We start from the raw sequence: 16207 nt of genomic DNA on the forward strand, positions 1-16207 counted from the left end.
CATGTCACGGGACAGTGCCGCTTCGGCGCCCGCTGAGCAGGGGGACCGTTCGGGGCGGCCTGTCGGCCGGAACATGACGGGTTCACGCTGGGAACGGTTCTTCGAGGGAGGGCTGCTCCAGGGCGGAGTCCAGGGCAGCCCGGTCCTTCGGCTGTTCATACGCTGGGTGCGTCGTCCGCTGCTGCCCGTGATGCGGCTGTGGCGGCGCAACATCCAGCTCAAGATCGTCGTGACGACGCTGCTGATGTCGCTCGGTGTCGTCCTGCTGCTCGGCTTCGTCGTGATCGGGCAGGTGCGCAACGGTCTGCTCGACGCCAAGGTGAAGGCCTCGCAGAGCCAGGCCACCGGTGGTTTCGCGGCGGCCAAGCAGCAGGCGGACGGGGGAGTGACCGCGAACGGCGACGACGGCTCGACCGCCGACGGCCGCTCGTCCAAGAACGTCAGCCAGTGGATGACCGACCTCGTCGTGTCCCTGTCCAGTGGTGGACAGGGCGCGTTCGACGTCGTGACGCTCAACTCCACCGCGGCCGGCGACGGCAGCGGTGGCCTCGCGCCGCGGTACTCGGGTCAGGTCGACCCGACGGTGAGCGTGCCCGAGAATCTGCGCGCCCGGGTCGACGAGAGCACGGCCGCGGCGCAGAGCTACACCCGTGTCGTCTACAAGGACGGCCGCGAGTCCCAGCCGGCGCTGGTCATCGGCAAGCAGGTCAACGACCCCAACGGGGACGCGTACCAGCTCTACTACCTCTTCCCGCTGACGCAGGAGGAGAAGTCGCTGAGCCTGGTCAAGGGGACGCTCGCGACGGCGGGACTGTTCGTCGTGGTGCTCCTCGGCGCCATCGCCTGGCTCGTGGTGCGCCAGGTCGTCACCCCTGTGCGGATGGCGGCCGGGATCGCCGAACGGCTCTCCGCCGGACGCCTCCAGGAACGTATGAAGGTCACCGGCGAGGACGACATCGCGCGCCTCGGCGAGGCCTTCAACAAGATGGCGCAGAACCTCCAGCTGAAGATCCAGCAGCTGGAGGACCTCTCGCGGATGCAGCGGCGGTTCGTCTCCGACGTGTCGCACGAGCTGCGGACGCCGCTGACGACCGTGCGGATGGCGGCCGATGTCATCCACGACGCGCGTGTGGACTTCGACCCGGTGACCGCGCGGTCGGCCGAGCTCCTCGCCGACCAGCTGGACCGGTTCGAGACGCTGCTCGCGGACCTGCTGGAGATCAGCCGGTTCGACGCGGGCGCGGCGGCGCTGGAGGCCGACGCGATCGACCTCAGAGAAGTCGTACGACGGGTGGTCGGCGGAGCCGAGCCGCTCGCCGAGCGCAAGGGCACGCACATACGCGTCGTCGGCGACCAGCAGCCGCTGATCGCCGAGGCGGACGCCCGGCGGGTCGAGCGTGTGCTGCGCAACCTCGTCGTCAACGCCGTGGAGCACGGCGAGGGCAAGGACGTCGTCGTCAGGCTCGCCGCAGCGGGCGGAGCGGTCGCGATCGCGGTCCGCGACTACGGCGTCGGGCTCAAGCCCGGCGAGGCGACCCGGGTGTTCAGCCGCTTCTGGCGGGCGGACCCGGCCCGCGCGCGTACCACCGGCGGCACGGGTCTCGGCCTGTCCATCGCTCTGGAGGACGCGCGGCTGCACGGCGGCTGGCTGCAGGCCTGGGGCGAGCCGGGCGGCGGTTCGCAGTTCCGGCTGACCCTGCCGCGGACGGCCGACGAGCCCCTCAGGGGATCGCCGATACCGCTGGAACCCAAGGACTCCCGGCGCAACCGCGGACTCGACGACGCCGGTCTGCCGCACGGCGGCAGCACCAAGCTCGCGACGGTACCCGTACAGCAGCCCGGAGCCGGGACGGGTTCCATACCGCCGCCCGGGGCCATGGCCTCACGGCTGGCCGGGGCGTCGCCCACGGCCGATCCGACGGCGCTGCCGGGCAACGGCGCGCGCGTGGTGCCCCGGCCCGCCGGGGCGGTGCGCCGCCAGGAGGAGACATCCGGCACCGGCCGGGAACGGACCGCACAGGAGCGGGGGCGGGACGGCGAGAGGCCGGAGGAGCTCGGACATGGGGAGGCATTTCGTGGGCGCTGACCGCGGGGGGAACGGTGTCCGCGGACGCCGTCCGGTACGCGTCGTGGTGTACGCCGGCTGTGGAGCCCTGCTGCTGGCGGGGTGTGCCTCGATGCCGGACAACGGGGACCTGCGCGGGGTCGAGTCGACGCCGCGCCAGGACTCGCAGGTCCGCGTCTACGCCATGCCGCCGCATCCCGGCGCCTCGGCGGCGGAGATCGTGCAGGGCTTCCTCGAGGCGCTGACCAGCGACGACGCCAAGTACGAGACGGCCGGCAAGTACCTCACCGACGGCGCCCGCAAGGCGTGGGATCCGTACCGTTCCACGACGGTCCTCGCGGACGCGCCGAACTCGGTGGGGCTGCCCTCGGAGGCCAAGGACGGCAGTCGCGACGTCGCGTTCCGGCTGAGCGGCAGCAAGGTCGCCAAGGTGGACGTGCGGCACGCGTACGAGCCGGACGCCGGCGAGTACAGCGGGTCGGTGCATCTGACCAGGCTGAAGAGCAACAAGCAGTGGCGCATCGACGCGCTGCCGCAGGGTGTCGTGATGGGCACGTCCGACTTCCAGCGCAACTACGTGTCCGTGAACAAGTACTTCTACGCGTCGAACGGCACCTCCGGCGGCGGCCGTCCCCTGCGGACCGTCGCCGACCCGGTCTATGTGCGCGCGCAGGTGGACCCGATGACGCAGATCGTGCGCGCGCTCCTGAAGGGGCCCACGAGCTGGCTGGACCCGGTGGTCAGGTCGAGCTTCCCGTCGGGCACGGAGCTGAAGAACAGCGACGTGTCGCTGGCGCCCGACGACCGCAACAGGGTCACGGTGCCGCTGAACGACAAGGCGGACCGTGTCGGACTTCCCAAGTGCCGTCAGATGGCGGCCCAACTCCTCCTGACGCTCCAGGATCTGACTCCCACCGGCGTCGACGAGGTGGAGTTCCAGAAGTCGGACGGCACGCAGCTGTGCGTGCTGAACAAGAGTCAGGCCGAGGGCGTCGCCTCGCACGGTACGGGCGAGCACCCGGGGTACCAGTACTTCATCGACCACGAGCAGCGGCTCGTCCGGATGCCCCGCGAGAACAGTGACAAGAAGCCCGAGCCGGTGCCCGGTGCGCTGGGCGAGGGCGGCAAGAAGCTGCGGGCGGCCGCGGTGTCGCGGGACGAGGGCAGTGCGGCCGGGGTGTCGGCCGACGGCCGGAACCTGTACGTCGGGTCGCTGGTGTCGGGCGGTTCGCTCGGCGAGCCGGTGGTGCAGAGCCAGGGCAGGACGGCGGACGACCGGCTGACGACGCCCAGCTGGGACGCGCGGGGCGACCTGTGGGTGGCCGACCGTGATCCGAAGAACCCCCGGCTGCTTCTGCTGCAGAAGGGCGCGGGCGAGCCCATCGTCGTCGGGGCCTCGCAGCTCGACGGGCGCATCGAGGCGGTGCGGGTGGCCGCCGACGGCGTGCGGATCGCGCTGATCGTCGAGAAGGACGGCAAGAGCTCGCTGCAGATCGGGCGCATCCAGCGATCCGGGCCCGACGATCCGCGCGGCGTGTTCGTCTTCGATCCGCGTTCCGTGGCACCTCAGCTGGAAGAGGTCACGGCCATGTCCTGGGCCGGGGACAGCCGGCTCGTGGTGGTCGGCAGCGAGAAGGGCGCCGTGCAGCAGATGCGGTACGTCCAGGTCGACGGTTCCACGCCGCTGGGCACCTCGCCCTCCGCGCTGGCCAACGTGAAGGAGATCGCCGCGTCCGAGGACGAGCAGCTGCCTCTGGTGGCGCACTCGGAGACGGACGGGATCGTGCGGCTGTCGGCGGGGGAGCAGTGGCAGAAGGTGGTCCAGGACGGGACGGCGCCGGTCTATCCCGGGTAGCGCCCCGGGTTCTGCGTCGGCGGGCTCGTCCGGTTTCCGGGCGGGCCCGCCGGCGTTTGCGCCCGCCTGCTCACCGGCTGCCCGTGCGCGGCCCCCGGCCCGGTCGTCCGCCCTGTCGTGTGGCGGCGTACAGCCGCTCCGGGGGTTGTCCACAAGGGTTGTCCACAGGGGTGGCCGAGCGGGGCGGGCGTTGGCACAGTGGTGGCCATGCGGGGGTGGTGGCAGGACCTCACGGATCTGGTGCTGCCGGCCGAGTGCGGAGGCTGCGGGAGGCCTCGCGCGGTGCTCTGCCCCGAGTGCCGTGCCGCCCTGAGCGGGGCCGCTCCGTGCCGGGTGCGACCGGTGCCCGAGCTGGCGGGGTTGCCTGTCGTGCACGCGGCGGCTCCCTACGAGGACGAGGTGCGGGCCGCGCTGCTCGCCCACAAGGAACGCGGTGCGCTGGCACTGGCGGCACCCCTGGGAGCGGCCCTCGCGGGGGCCGTGCGGGCGGGTCTGGGTCCGGTGCGACGTCCTGGTCCGGAAGGGCGGCCCACGGCTTCGCAGGGGCGGCTGGAGCTCGGGAAGGGGGAAGCGTGGGGCGGGCCGGGGCGGCCCGGGACCGGAGGCGCGGTGGACCGGGGTTCGGGAGCGGGACGCGGGCCCGTGCTGCTCGTCCCCGTGCCGTCGGCGCGGAAGGCGGTCCGGGCGCGGGGGCATGATCCGGCGCGGCGGATCGCGCTCGCGGCGGCGGGCGAACTGCGGCGCACGGGAACGCCTGCCCGGGTCCTCGGGGTGCTGCGCCAGCGGCGTGCCGTGGCCGACCAGTCGGGGCTGAACTCCCGGCAGCGGCTGGCCAATCTGACGGGGGCCCTGGAGGTCGTCGCCGGGGCCGAGCGGCTGCTGGCCGAGGGCGGCCGGGTCGTGCTGGTGGACGACCTGATGACGACGGGGGCCTCGTTGGCGGAGGCGGCGCGGGCCGTACGGGTCGCGCAGTCGGGTGTGCGGGCGGTGCGATGGACGGGTGACGGCACGGAACTGTCGGAAGTGGAGGGGCGGATCGTGGGTAGGGAGCAAGCCGGAGGAACGAGCGGTGACACGGTCTGCTCGGCCGTGGTCGCCGCACCTCCGGACGCTTTCGAAATAAACCGGAACTGACCGAGAACTTGCATCGTTGCAGGTAATGAGTGGGTCAATTCACCTGAACGGAGGTACGTCTCAGTAGAGGGTGACGACATCCGTCCAGGCGAGATATGTTCGGTTGTGAGGGAATGGCGCAGGCCGTCTCTCGCGCATCCGAGTGCCGTACCGCGGGTTTTCAGCAATCACCCGCATCGGTGGGGTGGAGATCTTGTCCTTGGGGGAGGAGGAGGTGAAAGTCACCGAGTCCGAGGTTCCGGTGCTCACCGGAACCTGGTGCAAAAGGGAGATGCTCCGCCAGTGGAGCGGGGCTATCCGGGAACGGAGTTCTGCGTGGACATCGTCGTCAAGGGCCGCAAGACCGAGGTGCCCGAGCGGTTCCGCAAGCACGTGGCCGAGAAGCTGAAGCTGGAGAAGATCCAGAAGCTCGATGGCAAGGTGATCAGCCTCGACGTCGAGGTGTCCAAGGAGCCCAACCCCCGACAGGCCGACCGCAGTGACCGGGTGGAGATCACGCTCCATTCCCGCGGACCGGTGATCCGGGCGGAGGCAGCGGCTAGCGACGCGTATGCAGCACTCGACCTGGCCGCGGACAAGCTCGAGGCCCGGCTGCGCAAGCAGCACGACAAGCGCTACACCCGCCGTGGCAACGGCAGGATCTCGGCAGCCGAGGTCGCCGACCGCGTCCCGGGCGCAGCGACGCTGAACGGCGACGGCAGCGTCGTCCACGAGGACGAGCCGGACGCGGTACCGACGAAGAAGATCGGCTCTCTCGAGATCATGGGCGAAGGCCCCTGTGTCGTCCGCGAGAAGACCCATGTGGCCGCACCGATGACGCTCGACCAGGCGCTCTACGAAATGGAGCTGGTCGGGCACGACTTCTACCTCTTCGTCGACTCCGAGACGAAGGAGCCCAGTGTCGTCTACCGGCGGCACGCGTACGACTACGGCGTCATCCACCTCAGCACGGACCCGATGGTCACCCAGGGCGGAGCGGACGCGCCGGGCGGCGCGCTCGGCGGCTGACCACCCCCGGTGACGGCTGAGCCGGTGCCCCTGGAGCGCGAGTGCGCCCCCAGGGGCACCGGTGTGCGACCACTTCACGTTCCGCGATGTCACCGCACTGACGTCCCGGCATGGAATCATGGCCGCACCGGCTCAACCGGTGGGCCGTTGCCTTGGGTTGGCGATGGCACGGAAACACAGGCCACGGCCTTCAGGGGGAGGAACGATGGCGGACAGCTTCGGACCGATGCGTGACCGTGATGCCGACGACGGCGTCGTCACCACCGGCCTGGACGCGGACTCTCCGCGCAAGGAGCCGATCAGGGTCCTTGTCGTGGACGACCACGCCCTCTTCCGCCGAGGTCTGGAGATCGTTCTCGCGGCCGAGGAGGACATCCAGGTCGTCGGCGAGGCGGGGGACGGGGCGGAGGCGGTCGACAAGGCCGCCGACCTGCTGCCCGACATCGTGCTGATGGACGTACGGATGCCCAAGCGCGGCGGTATCGAGGCGTGCACCTCCATCAAGGAGGTGGCCCCCAGCGCGAAGATCATCATGCTGACGATCAGCGACGAGGAGGCCGACCTCTACGACGCGATCAAGGCGGGCGCGACCGGGTATCTCCTCAAGGAGATCTCCACGGACGAGGTGGCCACGGCCATTCGCGCGGTGGCCGACGGGCAGTCGCAGATCAGTCCCTCTATGGCGTCGAAACTCCTCACCGAGTTCAAGTCGATGATCCAGCGGACGGACGAGCGCCGGCTGGTGCCCGCGCCGCGGCTCACCGATCGCGAGCTGGAGGTCCTCAAACTCGTGGCCACGGGGATGAACAACCGGGATATCGCCAAGCAGTTGTTCATCTCCGAGAACACCGTGAAAAACCATGTGCGCAACATCCTGGAGAAACTGCAGCTGCACTCCAGGATGGAAGCCGTGGTGTACGCGATGCGGGAGAAGATCCTCGAGATCCGCTAGGCGTTCCCCGAGGACCCGTTCCGCCAAGAGCTACCCGAGGACGCGGACGAGTTCCCCGATGAGCGGCTCGCGCAGTTCCGGGGCGTCCACCCGCTCGACCCGCACATCCGTGCAGTCCACCCAGCTCGCGGCCTCCGCCAGGGCCTGGGCCACCGCCGGGACCGCCTTGGCGTCGTCCAGGCTGACCTGCCTCGCGACCAGCGTGCGGCCCTCCCGGGCCGGGTCCACCCGGCCGACGAGCCGGCCGCCGGCCAGGACCGGCATCGCGAAGTAACCGTGGATCCGCTTCGGCTTGGGCGTGTACGCCTCCAGACGATGCGTGAAATCGAAGATCCGCTCCGTGCGCGCCCGCTCCCAGATCAGGGAGTCGAACGGCGACAGGAGCGTCGTACGGTGGCGGCCGCGCGGAACCGTCTCCAGCGCCACCGGGTCCGCCCACGCGTCCCCCGCCGGTCTTCCGCCGAGGCTCCTGGCGCCGCCCTTCTGGGCCGTGGGCCTGCCCCAGCCCTCCACCGTCACCGGGACCAGGCCCGAGTCCGCGATCACCGCGTCGACCTGCTCGCCCCTGAGGCGGTGGTAGTCGGCGATGTCCGCGCGGGTGCCGACACCGAGGGACTGGCCGGCGAGGCGGACCAGACGGCGCAGGCACTCCGCGTCGTCCAGTTCGTCGTGGAGCAGCGACTTCGGGATGGCGCGCTCCGCCAGGTCGTAGACCCGCTTCCAGCCGCGCCGCTCCACGCACACCACCTCGCCGTACATCAGCGCGCGCTCGACGGCGACCTTGGTGCCCGACCAGTCCCACCACTCGCTGGTCTTCTTCGCCCCGCCCAAGTCCGTGGCCGTGAGGGGGCCTTCGGCGCGCAGTTGCTTGACGACCTGGTCGTAGGCGCCGTCGGGCAGGTCGTGGTTCCAGTGCGGGCGGGCGCGGTAGGCGCGGCGGCGGAACGCGAAATGCGGCCACTCCTCCACGGGCAGGATGCAGGCCGCGTGGGACCAGTACTCGAAGGCGTGCGGTGCCGGGGGTGTGTCGGCGGCCGGTGACGACGTCCAGTAGGCCTGCTCGACGGTCTTGCGGCCGACGGCGCCGAGACGGGCGTACGGAATGAGTTCGTGGGAGCGGGCGAGGACGGAGATGGTGTCGAGCTGGACCGCGCCGAGGTGCCGAAGGACTCCGCGGACGCCCGCCCTGCGGTCAGGGGCGCCCAGGAACCCCTGGGCCCGCAGGGCGATGCGGCGGGCTTCGTCCGCCGAGAGTTCGGTGATGGGAGGCGGAAGACTCGTCATGCCCACACGTTAGGCGGTGCCACTGACAATGGGGCCCGGCCGGGCGACCGAGCCGATGACCGGACGTCGTGGCCGAGCCCGTGGCCGAGCCTTGTGTCCGAGGACGGCGACCGAGCCGGTGAGCGATGCCGGTGACGGAGCCCTTGACGGAGCCCGGTGACGGAGACCTTGAGCGAGCGCGGTGGCGGAGCCCTTGACCGAGCGCGGTGACTGAGCATGGTGACCGAGCGCGGTCGCCGGCGCTCGTCGCCCGCGCCCGTCGGGCTCACCTGGCCGGCAGGTAAGGCGCCGTCGACGGCAGGCCCAGGTCCGACGGGAGCAGCGAGCCCACCCAGCAGTCCCTGCGAACGCCCTTGTTGTTGATGGCGGAGCGCAGGGTCCCCTCGATGGTGAAGCCGGCGCGTTCGGCGACCGCGCGGGAACCGGTGTTGCCGACTTCGGCACGCCACTCGACCCGGTCGACGGACAGGTCCGTGAAGGCCCAGCGGGAGGCCGCGACGGTGGCTTCGGCGATGTAGCCGTTGCCGCGGTGCTCCTTCGTCGCCCAGTAGCCGACCTCGCCGACGCCCAGGGAGCGCATGGTGACGGAGAGCATGCCCACCAGCTCCCCGGAGGGGAGGAAGACGCCGAACGCGAAGGCGGAGCCGTCCGCCCAGCCCTCGGGCACCATCTGGTCCGTGAAGCCCGTCGCGTGCTCGCGCAGATAGGGCGACGGGATCGTGGTCCAGCGCTGGATGTCGGGATCCTGGGCGGCCTCGTAGACGGCGTCGGTGTCGTCCACCCCCACGATGCGCAGGAGGAGACGGTCGGTGGTCAGCGTGACGGGGTCCATCGGCCGATTCTGCTCGGGCATCCGGACGGACGCCATTCCTTTGCCGTGAGTGAGGGGTTCGCTACTTTTCGCTGTGCGGACGCGGCACCTTCATCAACCCCAGTCCGTTGTCCTAGTGGCTGTCACCGGCAGACCTCCCGGCGCGGTGTGGTCCTCGCTTACGATGGCCGTTGCTCAAGCTGTGATTTGAAACTGCCATTGAAACCGACCGTCCCAGGCCCGACCGGCAAGGAGACAAACCCCCGTGTCCGTCCTCTCGAAGATCATGCGTGCAGGCGAAGGCAAGATCCTGCGCAAGCTGCACCGCATCGCGGACCAGGTCAACTCCATCGAAGAGGACTTCGTCGACCTCTCCGACGCCGAGCTGAGGGCCCTCACCGATGAGTACAAGCAGCGGTACGCCGACGGCGAAAGCCTCGACGACCTGCTGCCCGAGGCGTTCGCCACCGTCCGTGAGGCTGCCAAGCGCGCCCTTGGCCAGCGTCACTACGACGTGCAGATGATGGGTGGCGCCGCGCTCCACCTCGGCTATGTCGCGGAGATGAAGACCGGTGAGGGCAAGACGCTCGTCGGCACCCTGCCCGCGTATCTGAACGCTCTCTCCGGCAAGGGCGTCCACCTCATCACGGTCAACGACTACCTGGCCGAACGCGACTCCGAAATGATGGGCCGCGTCCACAAGTTCCTCGGGCTCGAAGTCGGCTGCATCCTCGCCAACATGACCCCGGCCCAGCGCCGCGAGCAGTACGCGTGCGACATCACGTACGGCACGAACAACGAGTTCGGCTTCGACTATCTGCGCGACAACATGGCGTGGTCCCAGGACGAGCTCGTCCAGCGCGGCCACAACTTCGCGATCGTCGACGAGGTCGACTCCATCCTCGTCGACGAGGCCCGTACGCCGCTGATCATCTCCGGCCCGGCCGACCAGGCCACCAAGTGGTACGGCGACTTCGCCAAGCTGGTCACCCGTCTCAAGAAGGGCGAGCCCGGCAACCCCCTCAAGGGCATCGAGGAGACCGGCGACTACGAGGTCGACGAGAAGAAGCGCACCGTCGCCATCCACGAGCCCGGCGTCGCCAAGGTCGAGGACTGGCTGGGCATCGACAACCTTTACGAGTCGGTGAACACCCCGCTCGTCGGTTACCTGAACAACGCCATCAAGGCCAAGGAACTGTTCAAGAAGGACAAGGACTACGTCGTCATCGACGGCGAAGTCATGATCGTCGACGAGCACACCGGCCGTATCCTCGCCGGCCGCCGCTACAACGAGGGCATGCACCAGGCGATCGAGGCGAAGGAAGGGGTGGACATCAAGGACGAGAACCAGACGCTCGCCACGATCACCCTCCAGAACTTCTTCCGCCTCTACAAGCGCCACGACCACAACGACAAGGAAATGCCCGGTCTCTCCGGCATGACCGGTACGGCGATGACCGAGGCCGCCGAGTTCCACCAGATCTACAAGCTCGGTGTCGTCCCGATCCCGACCAACAGGCCGATGGTCCGCAAGGACCAGTCCGACCTGATCTACCGCACCGAGGTCGCCAAGTTCGAGGCGGTCGTCGACGACATCGCCGAGAAGCACGAGAAGGGCCAGCCGATCCTGGTCGGCACCACCTCGGTCGAGAAGTCCGAGTACCTCTCGCAGCAGCTCGCCAAGCGCGGTATCCAGCACGAAGTGCTGAACGCGAAGCAGCACGACCGTGAGGCGCCGATCATCGCCCAGGCCGGCCGCAAGGGCGCCGTGACCGTCGCCACCAACATGGCCGGCCGTGGTACCGACATCAAGCTCGGCGGCAACCCCGACGACCTCGCCGAGGCGGAGCTGCGCCAGCGCGGCCTCGACCCCGAGGAGCACATCGAGGAGTGGGCGCACGCCCTGCCCGCCGCCCTGGAGCGTGCCGAGAAGGCGGTGAAGGCGGAGTTCGAGGAGGTCAAGGACCTCGGCGGGCTCTACGTCCTCGGTACCGAGCGCCACGAGTCGCGGCGTATCGACAACCAGCTGCGCGGTCGTTCCGGCCGTCAGGGCGACCCGGGTGAGTCCCGCTTCTACCTCTCCCTGGGCGACGACCTGATGCGCCTCTTCAAGGCGCAGATGGTCGAGCGCGTGATGTCGATGGCGAACGTCCCGGACGACGTGCCGATCGAGAACAAGATGGTCACGCGCGCGATCGCGTCCGCCCAGTCGCAGGTCGAGCAGCAGAACTTCGAGACCCGCAAGAACGTCCTGAAGTACGACGAGGTGCTCAACCGGCAGCGCGAGGTCATTTACGGCGAGCGCCGCCGCGTCCTGGAGGGCGAGGACCTCCAGGAGCAGATCCAGCACTTCATGGACGACACCATCGACGCCTACATCGGGGCCGAGACCGCCGAGGGCTTCGCCGAGGAGTGGGACCTCGACCGGCTGTGGGGCGCCTTCAAGCAGCTCTACCCGGTGAAGGTCACCGTCGACGAGATGGAGGAGGCGGTGGGCGACCGTGCCGGTCTGACCGCCGAGTTCATCTCCGAGTCCATCAAGGACGACATCCACGACCAGTACGCGGCCCGCGAGGAGCAGCTCGGCTCCGAGATCATGCGTGAGCTGGAGCGCCGGGTCGTGCTGTCGGTCCTGGACCGCAAGTGGCGTGAGCACCTCTACGAGATGGACTATCTCCAGGAGGGCATCGGCCTGCGCGCGATGGCCCAGAAGGACCCGCTGGTCGAGTACCAGCGCGAGGGCTTCGACATGTTCAGCGCCATGATGGACGGCATCAAGGAGGAGTCCGTCGGCTACCTGTTCAACCTGGAGGTCCAGGTCGAGCAGCAGGTCGAGGAGGTCCCGGTCGACGACTCCGCGCCGTCCCTCTCCAAGCGGGACGCCGTTCCCGCGGGCGCGATGCGGCCCGAGATCCGCGCCAAGGGGCTCGACGCCCCGCAGCGGCCGGACCGGCTGCACTTCTCCGCGCCGACCGTCGACGGCGAGGGCGGCATCGTCGAGGGCGACTTCGCCAACGGCGACGAGCCCGTGCGCTCCGAGGCCGACGGCCTCACGCGCGCGGAGCGCCGCAAGCAGCAGAAGGGCGCCCGTCGGCGCAAGAAGTAGGGCGTGAGGGTCGCGGGCGGGCGGTGACCGCCGCCGCGCGCGACCGGTGACACGTCGGAAGGGCCGGGCACCTGGTGCCCGGCCCTTCGCGTTCGCCGGGGGACGGAGGCGGCGTGAAATCAGTCGCCGTTCAGTCGTTCGGGCGGGGCATGCGGGGGCCGCCGAGTTCGATCGCCGTGCAGCGCCAGCGGAGGTCGGGGCCCTGCTCCAGCCGGAAGGCCATGGCGCGGAGCTGGTCGCCGGCGCCGATGCGGGCGAAAGCCTCGACGGCGCCGGGGCGCGCGACGTAGTAGCCGATGTCCCGGACGACGGGACGGGTGCCGCGGGTACGGAGGGGGCCGCGCTCGGCGAGCCAGGCCAGTTCGTCGTACGCGCGGCCCGCGGTGTGGCGCAGCATGCAGTGCACGGGACGCGCGCCGCTGAGTACGGCCAGCAGACGCTCGGCGAAGACGTCGGTGGGTCGGGGCTGGGGAGCGGGCGGGCGAGGCGCTTCGGTGGACGTCGCGCCGAGCGGCCGGGCCCCGCCTCGCGCCGTTGCCGGGGCCCGGCTTCCGGCCGGTGCCGCCGACGGGCTGCCCGTGGTCCCCGCCGTTCGCGTGTGGCCGGCGGGCCGGGCGGCCGACGGATGGCCCGTGGTCCGTGCCGCCGACGGGTCGCCGGTGGCCGGAGTCGCGTACGGCCCCGGAGTCGCGTACGGCCGGCTCGGGTTTCCTGGCGTCGACGGGCGGCCGGTGGACGGTGTCGTGGACGGGCGGCCTGTGGTCGGAGCAGTGGTCGGGAGGCCCGCGGGGAGTGTCGGGGACGTGGCCGCGTCACCCGGCGCAGGGCTGCCGCCCGGAGGCCTGGCGGGAGTGCCCGTACCCGGGGTGCGGGGTGGGGTGCTGCCGGGGCGGCGGGTGTCCTGGCGACCGGGCGGACGGGTGCCCGGGTGGCGCCGCGTCCTGGTCATCACCTTGTTCATACGTCGTCCCCGCTCGTCGGGACCGGTCGACACCGGTCGCTGGAACCGATCTCTACCGGTCGGTAACTTTCGTGTTGGGGATCTTGTACGAGGCGGGAGCGGCCCTCCGCAAGGACGGCGGGCGCGCGTCACGGTGCCGGGAGAGTTCACCTATCAGGGTGGCCGGGAGAGGCGGAACCCTTGGCGGCACAGGGGTGCACCGGGTGAATCGCGGGCCCGGGGTGGACGTCACGGAGGGTGCGGCCGGGAACTCGAAAGGGGACGCCCGCACGTATCCTGAAGGCCCTCCCCGGAGGCGCGGGACCGCTCTCCCCGGAGCGCCGGGACCGCGGACCCTCGGAGCCCCCGACTACGAAAGCGGCCAGCCATGCGCGTCTACGTCCCCCTGACCCTCTCCGGTCTCGCCGAGGCGTACAAGACGGGAGAGCTGGAGGCGGGACCGTTCGTCGCGTACGCGGTGACGCCCGCCCTGCGCGAGTGGTATCTCTCCGACGACATCGAGGAGCTGGAGTACGCGGCGCTGAGCCGTGCCGCGCTGGCCTCGCTGCGGCTCCTGGCGGTCGACCCCGAGGCCGTGCGGCGCCGGGTCGTCGTCGCGGTCGACGTTCCGGACCGGGCCGCGGTCGCCGACCCCGACCGGGGGCTCGATCCCGTGGCGCTCGGCGAGGTGCGGGTCGCCCAGGCGGTGCCGTTGGCCAAGGCGGCCGCCGTGCACGTGGACTCGGACGACGCGGAGGCGGATGTGACCGCGGCCGCGGCGGCGCTGGGCGCGGCGGACGTCGGGGACGACGACGCCCAGTTCGTGGTCGACGGGGCCGAGGACCACGAACTGCTCTGGTTCGCCAGGCAGGAGATCCCCAACCTGGTCGGGCTCGGGGAGTAACCGCTCGGTCCCGCCCACGATGAGGCGTTGTCGGTGGCGGCGGGTAGTTTCTTGGTATGGGGAAGCAAGGAAACGCGCACATTGTGTGGGACTGGAACGGCACGCTGTTCCACGACAATGTCGCGATCATCGGGGCGACGAACGCGGCATTCGCCGAGCTGGGTCTTGAGCCGATCACGCTGGAGCGGTACCGCGCGATGTACTGCGTGCCCGTGCCGAAGTTCTACGAGCGGCTGATGGGGCGGCTGCCCACGGACGCCGAGTGGCAGATCATGGACGAGACTTTCCATCGGTACTACGCCGAGCACCGCAGAACGTGCGAGCTCACCGCCGGGGTGCCCGCGCTGCTGGCCGGATGGGGAGCGGCGGGTCGCAGCCAGTCCCTCCTGAGCATGTACGGCCACGAGGAGCTGGTCCCGCTGGTGCGGGACTTCGGCATCGAGCCCCACTTCGTCCGGGTGGACGGGCGGACCGGGCCCTCCGGCGGCAGCAAGGCCGAGCACATGGTGCGGCACCTCGGGGCGATCGCGGGTGTCGAGCCGTCCCGCGTGGTGGTGATCGGCGACGCCGCGGACGACGCGATCGCGGCACGGCACGTCGGAGCCGGGGCGGTCCTCTACACCGGCGGTTCCCACAGCCGAGCCAGCCTGGAAGTGGTCGGCGTTCCCGTGGTGGACAGCCTGGAGGAAGCGGTCGAGGAGGCCGAGCGACTGGCGGCCTGAGCGGTCCGAGAGGCCTGACGGAAGCTAGAGGGCGGCCTGAGCGGTCGTGAGGCCTGACGGAAGTCAGAGGGCGGCCTGAGCGGTGGAGAGGCCTGACGGCAGTCAGGGGCGGTCGGAGCGTTCCGAGGCGGGTTCTGGCGAGGGGACCCTCTCGAGCCCCTCGCCCGGTCCGCACGTCCTGCCCGTGAGCCGGCCGTGCCCCCTCAGCTCACCGGGGCCTTCGCGCGCAGAACCTTGAGGAACTCGCGCATCCAGGCGGAGTGGTCCGGCCAGGCACGGGCGGAGACGAGGGTGCCGTCGACGACGGCCTCCGCGTCCTGGAAGGTCGCGCCCGCCGCCTGCATGTCGAGTTCCAGCGCGGGGTACGCCGTGACGCGGCGGCCGCTCAGGCTGTCGACGGCCGCGGTCAGCAGGGGGCCGTGGCAGATCTGCGCCACCGGCTTGTCCGCGTCGAAGAAGGACTTGAGGATCTTGCGGAGCTCGGGGTCGTTGCGGAGGTACTCCGGGGCGCGTCCGCCGGGGATGACGAGGGCGACGTACGCGCCGGGGTCGACCTCCGAGAACGCGAGGTCCGCGGGCCAGGTGTAGCCCGGCTTCTCGGTGTAGGTGTCGAAGCCCGGCTCGAAGTCGTGGACCACGAACTGGAGCTTCTTCTGGGTGGGGGCGGCGATGTGGACGTCGTAGCCCTCCTCGCGCAGGCGCTGATAGGGGTACAGGACCTCCAGTGACTCCGCCGCGTCGCCGGTGACTATGAGGATCTTCGCTGCCATGATGCTGCGCTCCCGTCGGCCGTCTTGCGTGTTCCGTTGGTCGTCCCGGTCAACCTGCCTCCGGGAGAGGTGCTTGCCAAGGGGGCGTGCGCTCTTCGGGGCACCCGCGGTGGGGCCCGCCCGCGCGTCCCGGCCGCCACAGGACTCCGCGGCCGCCGCAGAACACCGCCTGTAGTACGACGGTAGCCCGCAGTCGGCCCGCGCTGCATGTCATCGCCCCATTCGTCCCTGTGCATAGTGTCAAAGTTCCACCCCCGGTTTTGTACACATACGGCTCATGACGGGGGCCGGGTAGGGGGCGATAGCCTGGTGGCGTGATCAGCGCGATATCTCGCGGGGGCATCGTCGCCCCTGCCCCGCGCCCGGAGCGCACGGACGACATCCGTGACCGGGCGTCCATCGCTGATCTTCGCGGGCGGGACGGGATGACGGCGGACGCCGTGTGCGGCTACGCAAACACGGCGAGCGCCGACGGCAAGGCATCCCGTGCGTCGATGGCACCCCGGGAACGGACGTCGCCGAGAGCAGCGTCACAGTCTCCGAGGGCGTCGAGAATGACCGATAACCCCCCGCTCATCTCACCTTGCGGCATAGCGTCGAAGCAGACCGGACACCCCGCGTCACGGCGTTGCGTCGGGAGCGACGAGACCGTACTT

The 16207-nt window shown here is 70.5% G+C and carries 12 protein-coding genes; 8 read left to right on the forward strand and 4 right to left on the reverse strand.

The window, feature by feature from the left end:
• Position 1 precedes the first annotated feature (1 nt).
• From mtrB to OOK38_RS17355, 5 genes are all read left to right on the forward strand, one after another.
• Positions 2-2086, forward strand: a complete 2085-nt coding sequence (gene mtrB / locus OOK38_RS17335; RefSeq protein WP_266759420.1) for an MtrAB system histidine kinase MtrB — start codon at positions 2-4, stop codon at positions 2084-2086.
• Entirely contained in the window at positions 2076-3920 is a 1845-nt protein-coding gene (locus tag OOK38_RS17340) for an LpqB family beta-propeller domain-containing protein (RefSeq protein ID WP_266765710.1), read from the forward strand. The genes mtrB and OOK38_RS17340 overlap by 11 nt, the downstream gene beginning before the upstream one ends.
• 207 nt (positions 3921-4127) lie before the next feature.
• Positions 4128-5054 (forward strand): ComF family protein, encoded by a 927-nt coding sequence (locus OOK38_RS17345; RefSeq protein WP_266759418.1) that lies wholly within the window; start codon positions 4128-4130, stop codon positions 5052-5054.
• Positions 5055-5336: 282 nt separating this feature from the next.
• Entirely contained in the window at positions 5337-6062 is a 726-nt protein-coding gene (raiA, locus tag OOK38_RS17350; protein ID WP_266759416.1) for a ribosome-associated translation inhibitor RaiA, read from the forward strand.
• A 205-nt stretch (positions 6063-6267) separates the two neighbouring features.
• Positions 6268-7014: a response regulator transcription factor gene (locus tag OOK38_RS17355; protein ID WP_266759414.1), complete on the forward strand. Its 747-nt coding sequence runs from the start codon at positions 6268-6270 to the stop codon at positions 7012-7014.
• A 30-nt stretch (positions 7015-7044) separates the two neighbouring features.
• On the opposite strand, the gene OOK38_RS17360 is transcribed toward OOK38_RS17355, so the two are convergent.
• Positions 7045-8298, reverse strand: a complete 1254-nt coding sequence (locus OOK38_RS17360; protein ID WP_266759412.1) for a winged helix-turn-helix domain-containing protein — start codon at positions 8296-8298, stop codon at positions 7045-7047.
• A gap of 265 nt (positions 8299-8563) precedes the next feature.
• A complete protein-coding gene (locus OOK38_RS17365; protein WP_266759410.1) occupies positions 8564-9130 on the reverse strand; it encodes a GNAT family N-acetyltransferase in 567 nt (188 codons plus the stop codon).
• Positions 9131-9374: 244 nt separating this feature from the next.
• Between OOK38_RS17365 and secA the strand changes: the two genes are divergently transcribed.
• On the forward strand, positions 9375-12215 hold the full coding sequence (gene secA / locus OOK38_RS17370; RefSeq protein WP_266759408.1) for a preprotein translocase subunit SecA: 2841 nt from the start codon (positions 9375-9377) through the stop codon (positions 12213-12215).
• A gap of 130 nt (positions 12216-12345) precedes the next feature.
• Here secA and OOK38_RS17375 read toward each other — a convergent pair whose 3' ends face one another.
• On the reverse strand, positions 12346-13176 hold the full coding sequence (locus OOK38_RS17375; RefSeq protein ID WP_266759406.1) for an Rv3235 family protein: 831 nt from the start codon (positions 13174-13176) through the stop codon (positions 12346-12348).
• 367 nt (positions 13177-13543) lie between these two features.
• Between OOK38_RS17375 and OOK38_RS17380 the strand changes: the two genes are divergently transcribed.
• Together OOK38_RS17380 and OOK38_RS17385 are read left to right on the forward strand one after the other, a co-directional pair.
• Positions 13544-14059 (forward strand): hypothetical protein, encoded by a 516-nt coding sequence (locus OOK38_RS17380; RefSeq protein ID WP_266759405.1) that lies wholly within the window; start codon positions 13544-13546, stop codon positions 14057-14059.
• A 56-nt stretch (positions 14060-14115) separates the two neighbouring features.
• Positions 14116-14781 (forward strand): HAD family hydrolase, encoded by a 666-nt coding sequence (locus OOK38_RS17385; protein WP_266759403.1) that lies wholly within the window; start codon positions 14116-14118, stop codon positions 14779-14781.
• 203 nt (positions 14782-14984) lie between these two features.
• Here OOK38_RS17385 and OOK38_RS17390 read toward each other — a convergent pair whose 3' ends face one another.
• Positions 14985-15551, reverse strand: a complete 567-nt coding sequence (locus OOK38_RS17390; protein ID WP_266759401.1) for a DJ-1/PfpI family protein — start codon at positions 15549-15551, stop codon at positions 14985-14987.
• Positions 15552-16207: the final 656 nt, after the last annotated feature.

This window comes from Streptomyces sp. NBC_00568, assembly GCF_026341855.1.
Taxonomy (GTDB): Bacteria; Actinomycetota; Actinomycetes; order Streptomycetales; family Streptomycetaceae; genus Streptomyces.